This window comes from Niastella yeongjuensis, assembly GCF_900110245.1.
Taxonomy (GTDB): Bacteria; Bacteroidota; Bacteroidia; order Chitinophagales; family Chitinophagaceae; genus Niastella; species Niastella yeongjuensis.
On record NZ_FOCZ01000009.1, the window covers coordinates 198,030 to 221,801 of the forward strand.

The 23,772-nt window shown below is 43.6% G+C and carries 10 protein-coding genes; 1 reads left to right on the forward strand and 9 read right to left on the reverse strand.

Translation table 11 applies throughout. From position 1 onward, the window contains the following. The 8 genes from BMX95_RS23420 to BMX95_RS23455 form a co-directional block, all read right to left on the reverse strand. Nucleotides 1-7,449 (reverse strand): RHS repeat domain-containing protein, encoded by a 7,449-nt coding sequence (locus BMX95_RS23420; RefSeq protein ID WP_081197913.1) that lies wholly within the window; start codon nt 7,447-7,449, stop codon nt 1-3. Further along, nucleotides 7,449-8,036 (reverse strand): hypothetical protein, encoded by a 588-nt coding sequence (locus BMX95_RS23425; RefSeq protein WP_081197914.1) that lies wholly within the window; start codon nt 8,034-8,036, stop codon nt 7,449-7,451. Before BMX95_RS23425 ends, BMX95_RS23420 begins: the two co-directional genes overlap by 1 nt. A gap of 10 nt (nt 8,037-8,046) precedes the next feature. Continuing rightward, nucleotides 8,047-8,763, reverse strand: coding sequence for a LolA3 family protein (locus tag BMX95_RS23430; RefSeq protein WP_081197915.1), 717 nt, complete (start codon nt 8,761-8,763; stop codon nt 8,047-8,049). Nucleotides 8,764-8,774: 11 nt separating this feature from the next. After that, nucleotides 8,775-16,280, reverse strand: coding sequence for a hypothetical protein (locus BMX95_RS23435; protein WP_081197916.1), 7,506 nt, complete (start codon nt 16,278-16,280; stop codon nt 8,775-8,777). 33 nt (nt 16,281-16,313) lie between these two features. Further along, complete coding sequence (locus BMX95_RS23440) at nt 16,314-17,429, reverse strand: hypothetical protein (protein ID WP_081197917.1); 1,116 nt, start codon at nt 17,427-17,429, stop codon at nt 16,314-16,316. A gap of 1 nt (nt 17,430) precedes the next feature. Next, on the reverse strand, nt 17,431-19,830 hold the full coding sequence (locus tag BMX95_RS23445; protein ID WP_081197918.1) for a hypothetical protein: 2,400 nt from the start codon (nt 19,828-19,830) through the stop codon (nt 17,431-17,433). Between the two features lie 432 nt (nt 19,831-20,262). After that, on the reverse strand, nt 20,263-20,478 hold the full coding sequence (locus BMX95_RS23450) for a hypothetical protein (protein ID WP_081197919.1): 216 nt from the start codon (nt 20,476-20,478) through the stop codon (nt 20,263-20,265). Between the two features lie 145 nt (nt 20,479-20,623). Further along, the gene (locus tag BMX95_RS23455) at nt 20,624-21,199 is read right to left on the reverse strand and encodes a hypothetical protein (RefSeq protein WP_081197920.1); all 576 of its coding nucleotides are present in this window, start codon (nt 21,197-21,199) and stop codon (nt 20,624-20,626) included. 546 nt (nt 21,200-21,745) lie between these two features. Between BMX95_RS23455 and BMX95_RS23460 the strand changes: the two genes are divergently transcribed. After that, on the forward strand, nt 21,746-22,132 hold the full coding sequence (locus tag BMX95_RS23460; RefSeq protein WP_081197921.1) for a LytR/AlgR family response regulator transcription factor: 387 nt from the start codon (nt 21,746-21,748) through the stop codon (nt 22,130-22,132). 87 nt (nt 22,133-22,219) lie between these two features. On the opposite strand, the gene BMX95_RS35530 is transcribed toward BMX95_RS23460, so the two are convergent. Continuing rightward, entirely contained in the window at nt 22,220-23,749 is a 1,530-nt protein-coding gene (locus BMX95_RS35530; protein ID WP_081197922.1) for a RagB/SusD family nutrient uptake outer membrane protein, read from the reverse strand. Between the last annotated feature and the right edge of the window lie 23 nt (nt 23,750-23,772).

The window sequence follows — 23,772 nt, forward strand, 5'->3', positions numbered from 1 at the left end:
CTATTGTTTTTTTGATTTTGCTTCCGGGAGATCAAAACTACCGTTTGGATTTGCAGTACTAAATTTCTTGCCTTGATTTTTTACCCTCAACTTTACTGCATCACCCCATGTCTCAGCATCAACACCGTACTGCCCTTTAATTCTCTGTTTCATAGCATCATCTAGTGTTTCAGTATAATCATGTACTATTGCTATAACATCAGTTTCCGTTGATTTAGCTGACAGCAATCGCTTATTATCAAAGGAAGTATAAATTCCATCCTCCATTTTAACAACATCAATTGCCTCACCTTTCCATCCATTGGCCTTCATAGATTCCGCTACATCTTCTAATACTGCGCCATTAACTGTACGTTGTGAAAATCTAATTAAGGAAGGCTTTAGTTTGGTTATTGAGCCGAAGCTACCTGCAAATATTCCTGCTCCAGCCACCCAATTTACAGGATTTGAAACTATTTCTTTCCATCCTGAAACTATCGACTTTACATTAAAAGGCTTACCACCAAATTCTCCAATCCACTCTGATCTATTGTGATAACCTTCGGGGTCTTTTGCTAAAACTTTTACTCCATCTGTCCCCACTACCCATTCATCATTATACATGCCTTTAAAACGGCCTTCCTTATAATGATACCTCGCTATCCAGTATGCCTCCCCGTTTTCTCCGACTACTCCTCTTAATTCATAATTCCCTATCTGAACTGACTTAGTTTGTTGAACAACACCGGGAGCAGTTGCCATTGATAAATGTGCAACACCTTTAGGCACTGATTGTGGATCAAATTGTTCAGCTCCGTCTAAATCAATATATCTAATAGGATTATTTCCTGAAAACTGGTACGGCGAATAATAAGGAAATGTTCTTGCCAATGGATCAATACTAAAGAATCGCCCCCCAGTTCTTGGGTCACTAATTCTTGCTCCGTAATCAATCTGATTTCCCAACCCCTTCACCTCATTATCATTCATCTTCCCATTAAACCCAAACTTATAAGGCACATCATTATTAGGCAGGGCTACCCGTGACATCATCCCAAACGGATAGTAATCCTGCGCTGTAACAATATCCGGCTCGTAGTAATCAATCAAAGAACTGCCGCCTGAAGATACGCCAAATTTACGATCTGAGACAGTAGCAAGTACGTTGCCTAAATGATTGGTGAGTTCATATTGCTTATAACCACGGCCATAATATTTGTTATGGTAATAATATTGCATAGGGCTCGGACTGCCAGTCATTGGCTCTCCTACAGCCATGCTGCCTAACCGGCTGCTGCCGTACAGGAAGTTCTCTGCGTGTTTAAAGGGAAGATTTTCCAGGTCCTCATCATCGCCTTCCGCTGTATAGGTGCTCAAAATATTTCCCTGCGCATCCCGCACATACCAGGTGTAATATTTATTATCGGTAGTAGTAACAATCTGGCTGATCCTGTTCCCCAATGCATCGTAGCTGTATTTGATATTGGTTACAGGGACTTCCGTGGTCGCTACCCGGTTTATCTCCTGGATCTTACCATACACATTCCACTTTATGCTGGTTATTTGTTCAAGACGATCTTTAATCAAATTACCAATAGCATCATAACAATAATTACTATCAAGCTGGCCATCTATATCAAGGATTAAATTATCCTGCTTACTGGTATAGGTATTAGCCGGAATACTGTCTGTGATCCGTCTTAGCTTATTGGTCCCCGAATAATAGAAATAATTCAGGCTGTCCATAAACGCATCGGCGCCTTCAATGCTTTTACGCAGATACTTTAAAATATTACCATTGCCATCATAAGTGATCCTTTCTTTCAGGTTTTCACCCATTACGGCTATGTTTTTCCAACTGTTGGAATCGGCACTAAATCCATTATATGCATCCTGCCCCGTTAAACGGTTCAACTGGTCATACCTGTAATTGTAAAAGATCAACGGCCCACCGGGTGAATTGTCATAGTCAAACTTCTTTTGGTACACACTGCTACTGCTGATATTACCATTGTACAAAGGCCGGTAGGCGCCTGACGGCAGATAAGCACTGTATCCCGGGAAAGGCTGCCCATTAATGGCCGTGTAATCATTGGCAAAATAGTTCAGGGTAAGCCCAATGGCATCCCTTGCGGTATAGCGGTTTAAACTGCTTGTACGGCCATCTCCGCCCATATCAAAGGAATCTGTGCCGCTGGTACTGTTAATGCCTTTTAACCAGCCTTGTAACGTATAGGCATAATCAATCCCCTGCACCTGCTGGTCGCCCAGCGTAACCCGGGCCAGCGGTCCATGGCGGTAATATTCATACCGGGCGTCTTTTTCCCAAATTAAGCTGTCACGACTGGTTTCTACAAGCGTTAATCGGTTCTCTGCATCATAACTGTAGCGGTGGAAAAAGCCATCATCCCAGTCATGCTGGTACATCACCATGTTAACTTTACCACTGATCAGATCATATTGATAACTCACTTTTTTCCACCGGTTGCCCAACTTGTTCATTACATTAGGCTTGTAACCGCTGTGGCCATAGTCCTGCAGCAGATGATCTACATTACCTAAAATATCGTAGGTGTAAAAAGTGCCCTGGTTAAATGCATTGCTGGTGCCGGTATCTGTAATGGTGGTATAGCTTACGCGGTTACGCAGGTTCTTTTGTTCTATAACCTGCCGGGGATCGCCCCCATCAAAAGGGTATGGCAGGTCATATACGGTATTGGTGATCTGTCCGCGCCGGTTGGTAAGTGTGAGCAACCAGCTACTCAATAAATTGGGATCCCGGCTGATCGCATCGGTCATGGCGCCATTGCCACTGGTATTACTAACCTGTCCTACTTCTGTGATCCGGCCCAGGGTATCGTATTGGGTATAGCTATATAACCTGCCCTCTTCAGATGCGCTGGCTCCTTTTTGACGGGCATTGCGGCTTACTACCAGCCGGCCCAACCGGTCGTACCAGAACTCACTTAAACCGCCATCGGGCGATTGCTGTGCCACTACCTGGTTTAACGTATTGTACCGGTATTGAGTGGGCTGCGTATGGTGTGGTGTTAACCATTGCCGGTTACGCCGGGCTGTTGTTACTGAATCGCGCCACGCACTTGCCCAGGCAAATTTGCTAACATCTACACCCGCCGGCGGAATGGTCTTTAACAGGTTCCCTGCCTGATCATAATAATAAAGCGTATAGTGATATTCACTGATCCGCTGCTCCAGCGTAAAGGTCTCATGGTAGCGGGCACTTAAACATTTGGCCAGGTAACGGTCGTTGAAGCTATTGATCAGGGAATCTCTGTAAGCGTCCTGGATCAGTGTGCCGGTTGAATTCGCAAACAAAGTTGTATCGTCACAAGCAGCATGTTGGGGAACAACAACGGGGGCAAAAACAGGCCCGGTTTTCCCACACAGTGTAAGGTTTGTTGAATCACAGAATCTTAGTGATATATTATGAACCCCATAAATACTATCAAGCTGCAACCAGGAATAGCTGGTTTGCCGTTGTTGGTTATAATAGGCAGTAAATGCGGTTGTACAGGGTTGCCGCGGACATTGGATATATTGTTCGAAAACGCTGGGACTTGTACGATCATTAAAATCTTCAAAATAAAAAACCTTTCCATTTCGATCATAGCATTTGATGTAATCGACCTGGGGCGCCAGATTACTATCAGCACGAGGTTCAAAAGTATAACCATAAAACCTTTCCCTGAAAACTCCTGGAAAAGTCACAGTTTGTTTTAGATCTCCATCATAATAAAATTTCACTAAACTGTCAACCACCTCGAAGTTCAGGGTGTGCCAGCCATTGAAATTTTGTTGGAACCCGGCCAGATCAAACACCAAAGCACTCCCTCCAATTGCCTGTATATAGTTCCAGTGCGTGTCGAAGTGGTCAAAATTTATGTAATACCTTTTGTTACCTGATGTTGAAAAACCAAGATCAAGTACAAATCCATGGTTTGTCTCCCAGGAACCAATAGAATCCTTCATCCTGATCTGCATATTCATATAGCCACCAATACAGGCAGAATCCCTTGACCTCACCAGGTCCATATCTACAAAACCATGAGGTCTCGCTGGTATCAGCGTATCGGGATACTGCATTAACCCGTTCCTGATAATATCTTTATGAGGAACGCCTGTATTATTGATACTACCGTGAAAATCGAACTTGATGGTATTGGTATCACTGCCATCACTATCATATTTACGACCATAATTAAAATACTCATTCAAAAACTCGTTCTTCACGTACAAAAGAATACTGTCTTCATTACTATTGTATACCTGGGCACCCCTTGTAATTTCACAGATATCCATGAAGGCCAGGTATTCTGTAGTGCTCTTGCCAAAACCTAAATGGGTATTCATATATTGCCCGAATAACTGGTTCCTGACATGTTGAAGACTGTCAGTATCATCATACTGAGGAATGGCATTCGGGAATTCGGCAATATATCTTTTATAAAGCGTGTTTACCTGCTGACAACCTGCACATACCTCCTTTACCCCACATTGCAATACCGGCGGCAAGGTTACCGGCTCTTTTAAAAAACTGCAATTGATCTGTCCGCTGCAAGCCATTCGCAGGGTGTCCAACACTCCCTGATATATTCTGGCGCCTGTTGTCCGGTACAGGTAATCAGAAAAACTGCTGTCTTTATTAGCTGCCTGGTACTGATTGTATAATTCACCGATGGTGGTGCACTCACAACTATCCGGTTTTTGATAAACTGGTTTGTCATAGTATACCGGCTGCTGATCATAAGGCAATGGCGCACTGATCAGGTATACATTACAGGTGGCGTCATAACTTTTGCCAGTAATGGTACGGTACGCTTTTATAACTTCTTCAAAGCTTCTATAGGTGTAAGTACTCGTGGGTTTCACCGTGCTGGCGCCGAATAAATGCTCAGCATCGCCCCCTTGCCGGCACACTTCTATCAACTTTGGCATGATCCATAGACTATCATCCGTATTTAAATCACAAGGCTTTAATTCCTGCCACCACTGGTTTACATAAGCGGTACAATTGTCATTAATAAAGGTGTTGAGGCTATCCTGACCGCGTGCCTCTCCATCTGGCATATCTTCCAGGTGTGGTGGCGGCATGGCAGGGTCAAAGAAATTAGGCGTATGGTTATCTACCAGTTCTTTCAAATCCGGGAAGCGGTTGCCGGGTTGTCGCTGTGCTTCGTTCAGCACTTGCGTTATTATCTCCCGTTTTTCCTGCAGGTACATTTCTCGGAAATATTGCCAGGCAATATCCTGGTCAGCGCTGCATCCCGCGCCAATGGCAAAGGCGCTGTCCATTGATTTGTATCGATACAGACAACTGTTATCACGATCGGGACAGTGGGCCATAATGGTAGCCAGCGACCACATGCTTATCGCATTATTACTGGTGTCATGCGCTTTTTCCAACAGACTATCCTGCATATGTACTTTGAAACTGTCTGCAATCATCCCAAATAAGGGATCACCATGCGCTGCGATATAATTAAAATTGCTGCCTGCCGGATGGGTTGCAAAATCACCTGGATTTAAAAAGCCACTGTCAACGGCAGCCTGAAAGGTTGGTGTATTTTGAAACCGTACATCCCAGTTGTTGCTTGCGGCCAGTTGCTCCAGCTTTAACAACTTCGGGTATTCAGGATGTAGTAGTAACAGCGTTTCTGCCCAGGAGGATTTAAATTCGTTAACAAAGGAAGCCTGGTTTAATGTTTTGGGGTGCAAGGGGTCGGAAATTCCATTTCCATCTGTATAATCACCTGACACTATTTTGTAAGCAGGTTCCGGATCGATGCCGGAAGTCCAGAAAACCGAGAACTGATCGATACTGTCGGGATTGGCGTATTGGCCAAAAGGCGGCGTAACATCAGCCAGCATTTGTTGCCTGATATCCCGTTGCAGTCCTAAGTTATCACAGCTATCACATACTGTTTCACAACTAATGGCTGTACGCAGTAATTCTTTTTGCTGTTGAATGATCTGCTCCAGGGTATGGCAGGAATTGCGGACGAGGAATATGCTGTCCCGGTAATAATCCATCGCCTGCCTGTTGATGGTTAACTTTTTGGTCACCAGATAGCTTCCCACAGGCAGCACCAGGGTGGTATCCACTACCGGCAAATGGGCAAGGCTATCGCAAATATTGTCTATGTGATTGTTTGTCCGGGTTATTATAATTGGATTGCCCACCAGTTTACTGGTATCGTTACATTCTTCAGAAATTGTTATTTCCAAATCGTATATACAATCATAGCATATGGTACTATCATGGCAATCGGTTATCCGAACACTGTCCGGCAATAAGGAATATTTAAAATGGTGATCACCGGTTTCGGTCACTACCAGGCCCTTACTGCTCTCTATTACCATTCCTTTCACCACATTGGAATTGCTATCGAGTAGTTTCTTAGTGATCCAGATGGATTTTTTAGCCGCTAATGTATCGAGTTTGGTCAGCGGTTTTCCGGCCAGAGCGGTAGCAATGGTACGGCCATGCATATCCACATAGCTGATGCTTACCTGCCCATTTGCATCCTGCACGGTATTTTTAAAATAATGGCTGGAATTTCCTGCTTCGGTGCCAAATAAGGCATCCAGTTCCTCCTGGTCGGCTGCATTGTAGGTATATATGGTTTCATGGCGGCGGCCAATTTGAAAAGTATCGGCCACCCCTCCCTGTATGCTGATCCGGCCTGTGTTATCGGGTGTATATCGTGTCTCTGCGAACGCAAACCCTTTGGCATCCGGAATATACTTGTGGTAGCTGCTTGCCGCCATTGGGTTATTTGGTGAATAGTAACGGGCGGCTCCTTTATCGGTATCCATGACCGGTGCACCTTGCCTGCATTTACAAGTATCCGCCAATAGGCCATCATAGGCATCTTTAGCGTATTCTGCACCGTTGAGCTGGTTAAATGCAGGCGTATATTTTATCATGCTGCTTAAAGAGGGTGCCGGCATTACCTGTATCACCGCCCGACCCTGGTTATCATAAAAGGTCTCGGCTATGATCGTTGTATCTGTTGTATTGTCCTTAGTAACCGTTTGACGGCTTTTTAACGAGCCATCGAAATACTGCACCACCGATTTTCTTTTTCCTTCCTCTGCAAAGCTGGTTGAGGCCTGCCAGTTCAAAGTAGTGTCATGCCCCCTGAAATTGTACTCCCCTAGCCCGGTACTATAATCAGAACTCCATACTGATTCAATCCGCTGGCCGTTTTGTTTCACTTGCACGGCCCTTACCCTAAAAAAAAGAGTGCCGCTCCCTTCAAACAACAAGGGGATAAGGTATCTCTCTTTTGCCAGGCTTACACGGGTAGCATTGCCGGGAAAGATCTTTTTAGGATCAAAATGCGAAGGGTCACCGCTTTTTTTGTAATTATCTAACGCGGCACTGTCGACATAAGTCCATTCCAGGTCATACTCATCTGCGACCCGTTGTGGCGACCAATACACCATTAATTCGCCTTTTGTACCCACATAGCCTGTACTGTCATTAATAGTTTGGATGGCATTATTGGTGCAGGAGAAATCGTATTCCTGTTGATGAGGATTTCATTAGTCAAGACCAATGCATCCTTGATATCGTTTAAGTCGGCTTCATGTGCCTCAATACTTATAATTTCTACCTCAGCCTTGCGCCACCAGACTTCGGCAATGTAAACTGCTTTAAAATCATACCGGTTAAATTTATTATAGCCAATATTGAGGCTTAGGTCATCGGTAACGCCGGTTTCAGGTGTGCCATTGTTATCTATGGTATAATGTACTTTAAATGTAACCGTTACATCAAACTCATCAGGCAACAAATGACGATATGCTTCATCTATCTGGAAGGTAATGAGGTTTTTAACAAAAAGGGTCGTTTGTAATGGTTTTAATGACGGATTGAAATACACCGTATCCATAACCATACTGGTTGAATCAGCCGCTATTTGGTTACCCCGGAGTTCCGGCGCTGCATACCGCTCATCGATAGCGCTTGCTGAAAAACAACTGGTAATCAAAAAACATACAAGCAATAACCGGATAATAAAACGTTGCATGTTGTTCGGTTTATTGATTTAGGGAGTTGATGAGTTCATAACTGGTATAGGGAGGCTGCAGGTTAATCGTCCCTTCTTTGCGAATAAAGTAGTTGTTGGTTGAAAATACCGTATCATTAAATGTCCCGGTTTGATACCCGGAACAAACAATCCGTACATTATAATGGTCTGTGGCGCCGGGAGTAACCAGGTCTTTTTTCAAATCATATTCTACCCTGCTGATATGATAATTACTGGTGTCATATAATATTTCATATTGGGTATAGGGGCTGCCTGTTTTAAAGTCCACACTTAGTTTGCGATACCCTGCCGAATCGGTTGCATGCAGTCGCTGGATATGGAATTGGCTAAAATCAGGATCTATAAGTTTTACCTGAAAAAGATTGATCCCAAACTGAACAGGCCTGTTCAATATTGCGATGTCCTGTTCTTTATAAATGGTTAAATGATAAAAATCATTTTGCACAATCACCGTGCTGTCCATTTCAATCCGGTACTTCTGTTTGCTTAGTTTATACACGGCCTGAATGGTGTCACGAACGGTTACGGTATCTACATCAGCAAAGTAAATGGTGGCATTAAACCCCAGGTGGCTTGTATCGAGGAATACCGCTTCCAGCTTTAGGATTTCCCGCCACAAATTGGAGGTATCAATGGGGTTGTACATCGCCATTCCTTTTTGGCAGCTAGCCAGAATGATGAGCAGTACAATAGTTATATTTCGCATAGTTAGTTGTATTAATCATTATTCTTTAGTAAGGCGCTTCTGGTTTCCTTGATGGTTTTAATGCCACGTTCCGTTTCTTTTTTCACCCGAACCAACGTTCCATCATCGTCATATTCATAAAAAGTGGCGTAATTGTTTTCATCCAGTTCCGCCATCAACCGCAGGTTAACCGGATTATACACGAACGATTTAACGTTGGCATTAAAAGGCTGAATGCGGATGTCATCGAAATACACCGGAGTACCGGATACCGCAACCATTGAGAGGGTTATGTTGGTGGCATTATACGGAATAGTGAGCGTATCTTCTATCCGTTGCCAGCCTTCTATAATATTGCCAGCCGGTTTTAACTGGAAGAGATTGGTGCCGGCTTCATTGTCAAAAGCAACATTAAGTTGTGCATTTTCATAACTGCCAGTGATGCACTGGCCCTCTTCTTTTACCCAGGCGCTTACTATAACTTTTTTGCCGGGCAACGGCGAGAACCGTTTTATGGTACCCCGGGTTACTGTTGGATTTTTCAAATGCGTACACCAGGTGGTGTCGGATGTGACTGTGCTATTCCTTACCGCTGAAATATCTGTCCCCACAGGATATAGCTGCATTATAGGTACTACTTCCCTGTTTTGCGGTTGCAAACCTTCGCTTGACCAACTCAGCTGAATTTGATTAACCCGGGAAGCGCCCAGGGTCCAGACCACCCTGAACTCATACAACTCGCCGGCTTGCAATTCAATCGTATCGGTGGGTATATCCAGTATAGAAACATGTGGAACCTCTAAGAGGGTACCTGCGGTAAGGTTTTTAACTACACCATTACGTGTGATCTGTACCGACATGATAAAGTTTACCGTGCCCCAGAATTGGTACGTGCCAGTATATCGTGGTTGTATATAGCCATTCCACTCAACGGTATTGGCCCCCGTACAGGAACCCGGGAAAGGTACTCCCCTGGGAAAATCGACATTGGTATTGTACGAAGTACCCGAACAGGGGCTTGCAATACCGGTAAGGCCGGTGCCCGTACCTGATGCTGCCCTTGGATGCACCGCCAGCACAATCGAATCTTCTTTCATGAATGGCGAGGAACCGAGTATATCTGTGGCGTTTCCCAGTTTGTATATTTTTGATACCGTTTGCTCCCCCGGCACCCGCAGGCTGTATTTACCGGAATGGCTAACGGAATCAACCAGCGTGTTGCCGGCGCCGAGGTTAATATGCCGGTTTACATCACATCTTTTACAGGTATCTGTTTTATAGCCATAATCTTCAAATCCCTCGTAGGCTATTTCCTGGTTGCGTGCATTCTGAGCCACCACAACAGGCAGGGATTGGTTATACCCATACTGACCCGCATTGTACCTGTTTAACGGATCATGGTTTTCTATTTCATACCCCTTACTGTTGAAAAGGGTTGTTTCGCTGTTCCAAACCCAGCGGGTGGTATCCATAGAAGCCGTCATCAATGCGTTGGTAAATGACCAGTAGGGGGCAAAATCTTTTATTTCGCCATCACTGCGAACATTGGTGGTATCTGCCGGATTGCTCTGCACCCGTTTGCTGTAATAAGTATACACCCTGTCCATCCGCCAGTTACCCAATATGCCAAACCGGTAATAGTTTACGGCCGTATCATTGATGTTTGGTTTGCAAACGAATGAATCAACGGGAAAGTCTGAACAATAATAACCGGGGTCTGGTGTAGAAGAGTAAAATGGAGGTGTGTTATCCTGACAAGGAAGATAATAAGAAATAGTAAGTGAGGGAAGACAACCTACCTTGAATTCAAATGAAGAAGGACATTCTCCTGATTCATTTGTTTTATAAGATTGACTGCTAATATTCCCATTATTCAGGCCTCCCGGATCAATCAGACTTATTCTTATGGCAGGATCATGTACTATAAACGAACTATAATAATCATCCAGCATTTCCTTGGCCATACTGGTAATGTCTACTGTTGCACCCTTAACTTCAGTTGTATTGGGCATTGTTTCACCAAGTGTAACCCTGTTACCTGTTTCTACGATACCAAAATCAGTTCCATTAAAATACTGTCTTAAAATAGGCAAAACGCCAGGAGCATACACGTCAGTTAATGCTGAGGGCCAAATTCCTTTCAACCGTTCAATATAACACGCATTGCTTGATCGCATATTTGAATGTGGAGAATTTGCACTTCCGTATAAATTCAATGTAGCCGATTTAATTATTGCGCTTTGGGGAATTGATGCAAAATTGAATTTCAACCAGCTTTTTCTTTCTTCTAAAACAGGAAAGTGATATTGGGAGAACGCTTCAAATAACGAATTCGGTCGTGCTACATAAACGGTTATTAACGGGCTTACCCCTTTGGAGATGGTAATATTTTCAACCGGGTTTAATACCTGGTATCCAGTATCCATCTTATGAGCGACATAAATCAGCGTATCTCTTGCATAGGTGGTACTATCTACTTTCCACAGGTCTTTAAATCGGGCGGCGCTGGCGGCCACCACACCAGTTGTAGAGTCAAAAACAATTCGTGGAATGTTATTCACCCTTTTTATTGGTGAATGCAGGGACGTAATGTTGCCCACCGGCACACCCGGCATGTTGCGCTTACCCGAACGAACAATTTTTATAGAGGCGCTCCCAGAAGAATATGGAATGCCATCCCGGTCAATAAAATAAATGCCTTTTTTCCCTTGCTTTACTTTACTTATATCAACCGCCCATAACTTCCTGGTTGAAATGAGGTTATTAGCGAACCTATAATAGTCTGGAGAGCAATAATCGTCATTTCGCGGGTCACGGAAATCTTTGGCTACCACCAGCAGTTCATCCCCACTTTCGAAATAACGATCCGCCTGCACCTGGTTACCAACGGAGTCATACATGGTACCATTTCGGAAATATACCCCATTCATAACGACTCCAATATTTTTATAGGCCGGTCCCATGCCGCTATAAGCCCAGTGTGCCGGATAGTTGAAATTGTACACCGGGTCATCAAATTCATTATTGGTTTGCGTTACCAGCACATCGCCGGTCTCCCCGTCGTAAACCAGGTTGCGTGTAGTAACCCGACTGCCTTTTTCAATATGGATCACACTATCAAGCAATCCATATCGGTTCACTATTTTCAAAACGGCTATTGCCCGATATCGATTGGTTTCCATCGATGGCAGAGGAATACCGGTGAAAAATGCAATGGGCGGGAATGGATGCACAAAATCTCCATTCACTTCAAGGCTTTTGCTTACTGTATTGGATGTTTCTTCCCTTACATCGATCATCAATTCCACTTCCTTCCCCATTTCTGCGGTCGTATCTATTTTTCCATTTGCTGAATCTATTGCCGCAACCGTGTTTGAGAGTCTTGCCTGTGCGGCATTGTCATTTTTAACCCGATAGTAATTGTACGTATAAGAAATAGGATGCCCCAGGTCGTTTTGCGAATAACTTGCTTGTGCTTTCAACTTACCATTCATGTCGTTCAGCTCAATCTTGAAACCCTGACTGAGGGTAACATAGTGACGGGCGTAAAAATTTAAAAAGTTCCTGATCTTTGGGTCGTATGTTTTCTTGGATTCATTGTCGATGGGGGTGTATTCTATCAATACTGGAAAATCTTTGGAGGTATAAAATTCAGTTTCTTCAAATCCATTGGCTGATTTCTTGTCTTTATGAATGGATTGGACGCTTACTTTACCGTATCCTATTATAGGAGCGGGAAAGAAAGTTTCGGCAAATGGTTCCTCCGTGTACATATAATCTGCCGGAATCAAAGCACCCACTTTTTCTGTGTATAATTTTTGTGGCACCCGAAATGGGTTTTCATCGTTTCCTATCATTGGTTCATAGGACGCTACCCCACTGCTTATACACGTCTTTACTCCGTTTATCTGTGTCGTGTCAGTATACGTATAGGTTTGCCCATATTTAGATTCCAACTGACCGGTCATTTTATTCCAGTTGTCATAAACCTCCACCTTTTTCACGCGCAGGCCCCCGCCCAGTTTTTTGTATACCGGGTTATCGAGCCGCGCAAAGGATTTACTCACCACGATACTATTACACCAGTTTTTCTTCCGGGCCTCACTGCTAAACGAATTGACGGTGTTTTTAACATTATCTGCAATAGACGCAAACATTCCCATCAGGCTTTTTATATCCAGGTTATCGCCCGGTTCTGAAAAGGGATATGCCTTTGACTGCAGGTTCATCCGTAGAAATTGCAGCGCAGCCGTGGCAAAGGGGCTTTCATTACTTTTGATTGATTTTACTTTTATCCATATGGTTTTATTACTGCTGAATGTGCGCACGCCATAATCTTCTATTTCGCAATAAACAGGAATGAACTCGAAACCTTTTCCCCAGCGGTCTGCCGGCACATTCACCGCCAGCTTAAAGAATAACTGGGACACCCCATCCAGGTATTTGCTGGCAATATCAGCCTTGCTGTTTACAGCTGTCGGCACATTTATAAAAACATAATGATAATCGCTATTAGTTTGCCCGTCAGTATAGAGCTTAGAAGAAATGGTGGCATTAGCATCGTTTCCAAAACCGGCTATGGCGAAAAACTGCATGGCCCGTCTGTTCTGCACATACGCATAATCATCTGACTCATACGTTACTTTAAGTAAGGCACCGGAAGGTAGTTTTATTTGAGACAGTGTCCACGGCGCAGCATTATTCGTTGCCTTTGTTGAGTCTTGTAAAGCATAAGGATAATCTGCATTGGATAGCTCCTGACCTGAGGGGCCGGGATTGTCGCCCGGGTTTTTATAATTGCCCCATCGGTCAACTGACTTTTGTGAAAACTCAGGATTAGTTGCATTATAGGTAAATACATAAGGGTTCTTTTTGCCCTTGTTATTTTTGTTGTAACTGAACCAAACCTTTTTCAGAGTAAGCTTACCGGAGTCACTCAGCGAACCGGGGTTTTTCTTACATAACTCATAGTTATAGTCAAAGTGTACCGTTTTTATTGGTTTGGCATTTGTTGAACCATTCTTTAAAAAATCGGCCTTCGTATATAAATTGATCTGCTTTAAACGGTACAACTTTTGGGAAGCATCCCGGCCGCCATCTTCACTCTTTACTCCATAGCTATCCTGCCGCGTTGAATCTGTTTCCAGCACAAAGGTGGCGATCATGGTTTTTGATTCGATAGAATTTAAGTACCAGACTTCGCGCTCACCATAAGTAAAACTGCCCCTTTCATCACGACTATCTGTTTTCAAGCCTTCGTTATAAAAGGCCATGCTATCCTGATAAGGCGCCCGCCATCTGTAAGTGTTGGTTTGGCTAAGGTCGTATATCCGTGTATAGTTGAATTTCACAGCATCGCCATTATCATCTTCAGAAATACCATCACCGGTTATATCTACATAATCGTTTGATAAAATCCCTGACAATAAAAAGGAATGTGCATAAGGTGGCAGGGTTTCCCGGTTATAGTAACCATCTTTGCCATCGGTGTTCTCAATTGATTTATTTGCTTTCGTATATTGAACAAGCCCGGTACTATTACTCCCAGGTAATGTGCTCATGCTTACCTCTGTTTGCATTCTATTATATACAGGGATACCATACACATAACGCCTGCCATCTGCATTCAACACCGTGATCTCGGATAAATGGTGCAATTTTCTATTATTATCTATCCTTGGTAATTGGTCATAATTATCGGTACAGGAAGTAGATGGGAAGGAGTTGATGTGATAGGATTTAATGACGCGATCGAATCCCACATAATCTGCTTCCTTTGCATTCAAATAACTTATTACCTGTGTACGTTTATCTCTCGTTTTTTTAAAGGAACTGGCATTTAATGTTCTCGAGGCTACTGCCCTGGCGTTCTGGAAAAGCGAAACATGCGTAGTAGCCAATACCCGGCTTGGCTGGCTTTCCTGGGCAGGCGACAGGTCAACCCGCATCAGGCTATCGTTACCTATAGCCTGCAGGTAAGCCTTGTTAACAGAATTTTTTTCACCTGGGTTTTTAAAATACACACTTTCAAAACTGGTATCTGTTTGCTTAAAAGGTACTACAGTTGTAAAACTGTTATCGGCTTCCCAGGGATTGGTTTTAGTAAGGGCATCTACTGAATTAAAATCTATTCCGCCATGGAATATGGCGCCAAAGCCCAGGTCCAGGCTAAATTTTTTACTGTCGCTTTTGGTGGACATAGAATGATCAAACACATACCCGATATCTCCCCGGTAAGCCCTGAAACTACCTCCTGTCCCTTCACCTGATATTGACCAGGTATCATACGTATAAATTGGTACAGCAATGTGCGGGGAATTATCAGTGAATGGTACATCTTTTTCACGGTTAAAATCAAGCAGCACATGCCTGTTATTTCCCGCTTTGTCATAATATAGATAGCCATATGCAGGCAGATCTTGTATTTTATCGGGCTCTTCTATCTTTTGCATAGAAGTATAGCCTCTTATATAAAAGTTGGGATGGAAAGCCCAATGTTCGGAACCACCTTTGACTGTTAATGAAAATTGTCCGCTTGTATAGGGTATATTAATAGTGGGCGTATAAGAAGGTTTGGCAAATCCGATTGCCATTGTATGCGACACGCCAGCCGTCCAGCCCTTTTTGTTATCGTTCATGCTTTGTCTTACTTCACCACACATTTGCAAGCTTTGCAAACCCACCCGGGAATTATAATTGGTACCAATGGTAATATTGCCTTTTGTTTTTGCATCCTCCTTACCCATTTTTACGCTTAAAGAAGGGCTCACGTCTAACCCGGTTTGTGAGTTATTCGTAATGCCCAGGCCTGCAGAAAGCGGTCCTTTTGCCGCGCTACCGGCATTGATATTGGCATTCAGTCCAAACTCGGTACCCCAGCCCTGATAGGTATTATGAAAGATCCCAAGCGATGCCCCCACTTTTGAAAATCCCAACAATTCAGCGTTGGCGCTTATTGCAACGCCCATGGTCCTGTTAGGCTTAATGGATATGATCTTTTTAACACTGTCCTCCGGACCCATGAAATCATCTGGCAAACCACGCATGTTGCGCGACACCACACCCGGGTTGATGTTCCAGCCCAGCCCTACCCAGCTCGCCTCCTGGTCCATAGTTATGCCACTCTGGTAATGAAGATTTACCGGGTAACCACCCACATCAAGCAAAGGGATGTTGTAAGAAAAATCGCCAGTAAAAAGGTCAACCAGGTTATTGTTATTCACTGACTGAAAACTTTGCGTTTCTGGTTGTGTGGGACCTGTTGTAGTCGCCTCCTGCGTACTATCGGAGCTGTTTGCTCGCTTATGGCGGATCGTTGCCGGTAATTTAACCGGCATATTATGATCAATTTTATTAGTGAATGGATGCGGCTCAGCTGGTTTTATTTTCCAGTTTTCGGATTCAACAAGCGGCATCCTGGCAGGCAACGGTCGTACATTCGCTTTGGCAGCAAGGGGTACCAACACCAATTGCAAATAAAAGATACCTACAAAGAACCAGGCAATAAACTTGGGGTGGCGGGCTAATGTCTGTAACATTATAGTTTTATTTTCTTAGGCTTAGTGTTAAGGTTATTCTCCAGGGCTTTTTCTGTATTCAAACTTCAGGAACCAGTTTTCGTTCCGTTCATTGATGATAGTAAGCAAATACATATGCCGGTTTACCAAACCGTTATTGCCCAGGTCCAGGTTCAGGTAGTTCAACCCATATTTTACTCCCTGGGTCGTAGAATCCAACTCCACATCCTGATGGGCCGGCATACTGATGTCGGTTATTTTAACCTGTACCGTAGGCGTATTGATTTCATGCAGGTATAGAAATCGCAGGTTGTCGCCCGATATAACATATGATGCGTCCTGCTCCCTTCTCATTTGTGCATAATATCCTTTATAGGCTGCGTGGAAAGTATCAGTTATGAATTGTTGAATTTTAAAACTCCACACCTCGCTGTTAGCAATGGGCGACACATTATTCTTTGCCGTCACCCTCCAGGCGTAGTTTTTGCCAGTATCCAGTTCCTGCATGGATAAAGGATATTGCAAACTGGTAAACGACAGGTTCGATTGTAAATACACGGGCACATTCTGCTGGATGGCATCTGCCGCACTTTGAGTTGGTTGCACCTCTACTAAAACCCAATCGTACAAAAGGTTACTAAACGAATTGTAAGGCGTTGGAGGCAGCCAGGTAAAAAAGGGGCGGCGGGTTATTACCTGATCGCTGTCGGCTGGTTGTATCAATTGTGGCGGACTGATTGGTTCTATTTCTGTTGTTATACATTCATCGGCTAACTGATCAGAAATATCGTTTGTCCACCGGGTTAATGTATAACAGATGTTGTATACCCCCACCGGTAAAAAACCATTCGGGTTGGCGTCGATGGTATAACCGGCACCAGCCGTATAGATAACGGGCGATACCGTACTGGCCGTAACTGCCTTAACACCAGCCGGCAATATAAAGGAGGGTGTAGTGGCAGTTAGCACCGTATGCCCGGTACCGACGTCTGTCATTACCATTTGCAATTCCACATCCATGGAACCACCTGTGGTGTTAACCAGCGACATATTCCATAAGTGAGGTTTAATGGTAAGTCCGAGCGGTGGCAATTGCAGGTTTATAACCACCTGCGCCTGCAGGTGCCCTCCTGTCAATAATACCAGGATAAGTAATAGTTTTTGCTTCATACTACTTGAAATTAAAAGTCTTTATAAATTGAACAGTCCCCATCTCATTTCGCACCAGCTGGTTTTTATTACCGGGTAAATACCCATGCTCGTAATTAAGAAATACCATATCCTGTTTCCAAAGTCGGATGTTCGCTGACATATAACCCCCGGCTTTGATTTCGGAATTGTTCCAGTTATTGATCCTGATGCCTATACCGATGGTACCAAACCGCGGGATATTGGGTTGAATACCACCATCCAGCACCTGCAGGGTGTACCTGCTGTTCTTTGTAACAGAAATGCCTGCATTGGCTGTAAATGCATTGAAATAAAAATGCTGGGTGAAATAGCTATTGGTAGCGTTATAATACACGAAGCCGGTATCTGTGTTGTGATTATAAAATTTGTTCACCATGATGGTGGTAGCCATCCTTAATTGATGTACAGTATAATTGTGGAACAAAGTGGCATTGAACGTTTGGAACCGGTTCTCCATTACCAGGTCGTCTACTTTTGTATATTGAGACATCGGTTGATAACCAATAATGATCAATGGCCATTTTCTAATTCGTAACGTGCCTGTAAGGCTTTTAAAAAGCGTACTGCCTTTATAATCCTGCACAATAAAGGGATTCACAAATTCATTTTTCCGTAATGAAGCCGCTATTCTTAATTTTCTTTTAAGTAGACTTTGGTCGGCTTTTATATACCAGCTTTCCATGGCAGCATTGGTCGAGTAACTACTGAACGATTGATAGTTGGCCCCTGTTTTTTTATAGGCGGCTTCTATTTTCGTGTTAGTAATAGGAATAACTGAATACAAATGAAAAGCAATGGCCTGGTTATCCTTGTCTGAAAGCTTTAGTACATTGCTGCCGCCCGCGTTCGGTGGATTATTTCTAAAGTCAGGTGTCACTGATTTGCCCACTTCCGCTGTGAGATAGGAGGTGCGGTTAATGGCCCACCGGCTTGCTGCACTTAAGCCAGTTATAGTAATGGTTGAATTGACTGTAGCACTCGAAGCAAATAATTGTTTTCGTCCTCTATACGCAGACAGTATAAAATAATTTTTCTCCAGTCTTCCCAGTCCTGCCCTCACCATGCCCAGGTACTGGGGTTTTCTGTTTACATTGTTTACGACAAAATCCCGGAAACGATAATTAACCATACCCGCAGTTAGTGCCAGGTAATACCAACTGTTATATTCTACACTGATCCCATTTATACTTACATTTTTGGCGGTCAATTCGCTGTAATTAACCGGACTTCGTCCGAGACTAAAACTTCGAAGCCCTAATAACCACCTGTATTTTGCTGGTAGTTTTATATCTGAAAGGCCATATTCCTGCAATTTATTCTTCCAGTCGCGTTCTGATTGTAGGTCATTCCAATTGCCATTAACTAGTTGCTGATATTGACGAACCCGCTGTCTAACATCCTCGTACTTATTCTTTAAGGAATCCACCTGATTTCGGACCTGTTCAAATACCTTTTTGGTAGAATCGTAACCGCTAAGGAAAAACCTGGCCGCTTTCTTCGACGAATCCTCCCGGCGAACATTAACACTGTCTGGGAGATTTCCATCCCAGGTAAGTTTAGGTACTTTAATTATTTCATTTGCCTCAACAAGTTTTTGTGGATTAAATATTGTTTTAAGTACGTTCTCCTGATCTATCAACGCAGATAGTTTATCCATGTATAATTTTTCCAGCCTGGGATCTTTGATAGCAGGCGCTAATGCCAGCAACCGCTCCCTGATCCCTGTTCTCAATTTTTCCTGAAATGCAGCCCCATTAAAGGCTATCTGCACATCGTAGATATTTTTAAAGAAATGAGAATTACTTTGGCGTAACCAGAAATTTAACTGTAAAGGAAAAACGCCGGCAACAGTAAGGTTCAACCGACCTGTTAAATTATTTTGCAGAATGCCGTTTTCTAAATACGGCGTATCGATGAACGACCTGTAATTAGCGTTATAACAAACCATGCCGCTGTTTATCTTAAGAATGGGCCGGGTGTCAAATAGCTTCTTGAAATGATTATTAACATCAATAGTAATGGAATCTGTTTTGGGGAGCTTCAAAGATGTCAATAGCGATTTACGCTGTTCATTTATACCAGCGAGAACCCGTTTTTTTTGTGCATTAACACCGGCCTGAAAATTGGTTTTTATGTTGATCGCTATAGGCGAAATCGTATCTTTTGAAAGGTGAGGTATACTTATCCTCAAAGGATCCTTTCTAAAGAATGTGCTATCGGTCTTAATGGACGTATGTATTTCCTGTTTGAATTTCCTCACTCCCTTCGCAGATGTATCAACCGGCAATTGAGCATTCGCAGCAAATCCGCACAGCAGAAATGCTACAATCAGGTTTATGCAGGGCAATAGGTACCGGTAACATGGGAACGGGATTTCCATGCCGATTTAGTTTAAGGTACATAATAAATAATAGGGTACCGTGACATTGATAACATCACGAAAGTCTTTCCTTACTGGAAGTAAGCTTTTTGTAATTAATCAAGAAGAAATTGGATGGCCCGCTAGTAAATAAACTTCTAACGGTAAACTCGCACTGTTCTATCTAGTTAAAACAGCCGAAATAATAAAATGTACTAAACCGTTTCAAAATAAAGTTTAACACTAAGTACTTTTATTTAGTACTTGATGCAGAAATAATTCCTGATTGAAAAGAAAGGGTGTTTTCCACGTGTTCCGATTCTGGAAAAAATCTTATCGCTCAAACATCTCAAAACCCGGTCCCGATTAACAAAGGATGAAACTAACTAAAAAAGCCATCCCGTCCCGGCTAAGCCGGGACGGGATGGCTTTTTTTAACAGAAGACGCAACTGCTATTCTTCTTCATTAAGCACCGCCGTTTGACTTACGGCACCCATCACACTGCCGGCCACCGCCAGGTAACCTGCAATGTTGGTAATGATCGCAGGCAACGCTACCGGAGCTGCCAACACTGCAGCACTTACCGCCGCCAGCACCAACCCAATATTGCGAACTATCTGAAAGAACTTCGGAGTAGTATTCTGAACTCGATTGATGATATTATTCATATTGAATTTTTTAGTGGTTAACAATTAACTACCATTTCTACCGGCCAGTTGTCTGTGTTACTTGCTTGCCTAAGACAGGCATGGAAGCTTCTTTATATGCATGCCTGCTTACAACAAACAAAGCGCATAGAGCTAGTGGGTCTGACTACACCGTAGCCTCCAACGTGCCCTTATTACCAGGCAGGTCTTTCGCCGTAGCAAGAATGATACTACCAGCCAGCGCTGCATTGTTTTGCGTAGCTGCATAGGTCCATTCATTCCTGTTGATGGGATTCAGAATGGCATTGCCTTCTTCCACCAAAACGCCGGCAGCGGTTTTTATACTAACGGCAACTTCAATTACCCTGAAATCATCTGTTGCATTAATAACGATTGTTGAGCCAGGTGTACCGTTATACTTTGTAGTATCTATCTGCTTCACCACGGGCGCTTTCAGGAAATCCCTGAACGCGACGTTATAAGCAGTAACACCTGATTTCGCTTTTGCCCTTTTCTGATACTGGGCTTTGATGTTTGGATCAGCAATAGCACCTGTAGCATATCCGGCTGCTGCAAAAAACCGTTCCCGTACCAATTCCTGTTTTTCCGTAGGTTTCGCATTTTCATCAATCGAAGGCATACGGGTTATGAATGTATCTTCTCCGCGTTTACGATAAACAAACTGTTTACCAACATTTCCACTTGCACCGCGAACCAGCAAGTTATCCTTGATCTTTGCCATATAAAAAGCATTAAAAATTTAAATAATCATGTTTAGAAACCTTGTTAACGATCGCTGATGAAGAATGCCTTTCAAGTCGCTCCTCTCGTCTGGCATTAAGCGAGGCCCCATCAGCAACGATTAACAACTCAAAAATACCATCAAAGAAGACTCGCGGCAGGGAAATGGAACCAGCTTCTCCGAAACCTGGGACGGGCTTCGGAAAAACCTGTAACGAATGACATTCTCTATACGTAACTATCGTTTTAAAGTATCTGGAGAGGCCAAAAACCTGGGACGAACACCAAAATTTCAGGGACGAATGACAATCATAAAGCTAAAAACACCGCAGCCTGGTACAAAAAATACCTCAACCATGTGTCAACCATGTGTGAAACATGTGTGCGCCATTGGTGAGACATAACATCTGACACATGGTTCACACATGACTGAGGCCAGGTTCACACAGGGTTGACAGTTATACCGGCTAAATTCGGTCAACATATATAAAATTAGTATATTCGTAATGTTGGATATTTATTAATCATTTAACCTTAGCTGTGCCATATGAATAAAAAAACATTCTTCTTCAGGGAAGACAGGCAACTGATAAAAGTAAACCTCGATGACATCTTTTTCCTGGCGGCCCAAAAGAATTATACCAGACTGTATACAGCACTCGATTCATTCCACCTCGCTCGCATAACGTTGGTGGAGGCAATGAGAGTTTTGCCGGAAGATAAATTTTTACGGGTACACCGGTCTTATGCAGTAGCAACCGATCATATTGAAGCAGTAAAAAGAGATGCCATTCGACTGGCAACAATAGACGCCGAAGTACCCGTTTCAAGAATGTATTACACAGCCATTACAAAACAGTTTATCATTCTCGATTCAGCCGACTTCGAGACTGGAAAAAAGAAAATAGTTAATGTGCGGAATAGAAAAGACTAGTATATCTATTTCGTTCAAACGAAAATCCCGCTCCGGTTAAACCGGAACGGGATCTTCGCTAAAACTCTACACTAAATCTCAAGCTTATCAGTACCCCGGATTTTGTCCCAGTCCGGGGCCATTGGTCAATTCAAGGGAGGATATGGGGAACAATAATGAATTATCAGACCAGGGTTGCTTGGTTGGGAGTACACTCAACACTTCACTTGCCTTTCCCGTTCTTTTCAAATCGAACCAGCGATGGCCCCACTCGGCAAACAGTTCAATCCGGCGTTCATGCGCAATGGCTTTCAACAGATCGGTTTGTGAAGATGCAGTGGTGTTTGGCAGGCCTGCCCGTTTGCGGATCACATTCAGATCAGCTGCGGCATCTGCTGTTTTATTCTGTTGCGCCCGGGCTTCCGCACGAATAAGGTATTGCTCGGCCAAACGCAATAACATATAATACTCAGTGATCGCAGTGCCCGTGGCCACCTGGGCAACATATTTTGTTGCAAAATAATAGGCCGCTCCATAATATGGACTAACGTTGGGTGTAGGCGTGCTATCGACCCATATTAATTTCCGTTGGTCATTGGGTTCAAAGTCGTTCACCACCAAAGGGTTTAAATAATAAGCGGGTATCAGAAAAGGCACATAGCTAACAAAAGTAGCGGAATCCAACAAACCCGCTTTATCAGCCGGGGGAAAACCAGAGATGCGGATGTCTGGCACAAAATTAAAGCCCTCCCAGGTAATGTTCCGGGGCATCGCCGCTGTATTGGCTTGTTGTAACTGCAAAATAGACTCTGTACTGTTTTTCAGGAACACTTTCGACAGATCACTCAACAAGCTGTACTGGCCATTACCAATCACTGCACCGGCTGCTTCTTCTGCCGCCGCCCAGTTCTGCTGATACAGGTATACTCTTGCCAGTAAAGCGGTGGCAGCCCATTTGTTCACCCTCACCCGCTCGCCCTTGGCAGTGGAATAATCACTCAGCAACAACTGCTGGGCATCTTTCAGGTCCAGCACCATTTGATCGTATACCTCCGCCTGCGACGTTCTTTTCATGGAAGCCGTTTGGGTAAAGTCGCTTGTTGTTACCAGTGGCACATCCCCAAATAAATTGGTCAGGTAGAAATACGAGAATGCCCGGATGAATTTCGCTTCCCCGGTCAATACTTTTCGGGTGCTATCGAATAACTGGGTTGAAGTAGACTTTTCGATTGCTTCTATGGCGGAATTGGCGCCATAGATCAATTTATAGGCCGGTTGCCAGAAAGCATTATACGCGATCGAATTATCCTTAAAAAGCTGATTGCTGAAAAACTGGTATTCTTCCGGCGCGGTAGTTCCCGAAAAATTGATGAGTTCATCGGCCGACAAACCCGCGTAAATAGTGGTGGAACCATTGCTGAACAGCATAGAACCGCTGTTGGTCATCATTTGGGAATATAAGCCGGCAACAGCTGCATTGGCCAGGGAATTGGTGCTGAAGGTTTTGGTGGTGGTAAGGGAAGTGAGTGGTTCACCCACATCTACCAGTTTTTTACAACTGCAAACAAGGGTTGTTATACAGGCAAAACAGGTGATGGCCAGCAGGTGCTTTCCTTTACGTATATAGTTGATGAACATGATGTGTTGGTTTGAGTGATAAA

Bases quoted from the DNA above. Each gene is read 5' to 3' on its own strand.
- BMX95_RS23420 (WP_081197913.1), bottom strand. From the start codon at position 7,449: ATGGTGTATTGGTCGCCACAACGGGTCGCAGATGAGTATGACCTGGAA.
- BMX95_RS23425 (WP_081197914.1), bottom strand. From the start codon at position 8,036: ATGCAACGTTTTATTATCCGGTTATTGCTTGTATGTTTTTTGATTACC.
- BMX95_RS23430 (WP_081197915.1), bottom strand. From the start codon at position 8,763: ATGCGAAATATAACTATTGTACTGCTCATCATTCTGGCTAGCTGCCAA.
- BMX95_RS23435 (WP_081197916.1), bottom strand. From the start codon at position 16,280: ATGTTACAGACATTAGCCCGCCACCCCAAGTTTATTGCCTGGTTCTTT.
- BMX95_RS23440 (WP_081197917.1), bottom strand. From the start codon at position 17,429: ATGAAGCAAAAACTATTACTTATCCTGGTATTATTGACAGGAGGGCAC.
- BMX95_RS23445 (WP_081197918.1), bottom strand. From the start codon at position 19,830: ATGGAAATCCCGTTCCCATGTTACCGGTACCTATTGCCCTGCATAAAC.
- BMX95_RS23450 (WP_081197919.1), bottom strand. From the start codon at position 20,478: ATGAATAATATCATCAATCGAGTTCAGAATACTACTCCGAAGTTCTTT.
- BMX95_RS23455 (WP_081197920.1), bottom strand. From the start codon at position 21,199: ATGGCAAAGATCAAGGATAACTTGCTGGTTCGCGGTGCAAGTGGAAAT.
- BMX95_RS23460 (WP_081197921.1), top strand. From the start codon at position 21,746: ATGAATAAAAAAACATTCTTCTTCAGGGAAGACAGGCAACTGATAAAA.
- BMX95_RS35530 (WP_081197922.1), bottom strand. From the start codon at position 23,749: ATGTTCATCAACTATATACGTAAAGGAAAGCACCTGCTGGCCATCACC.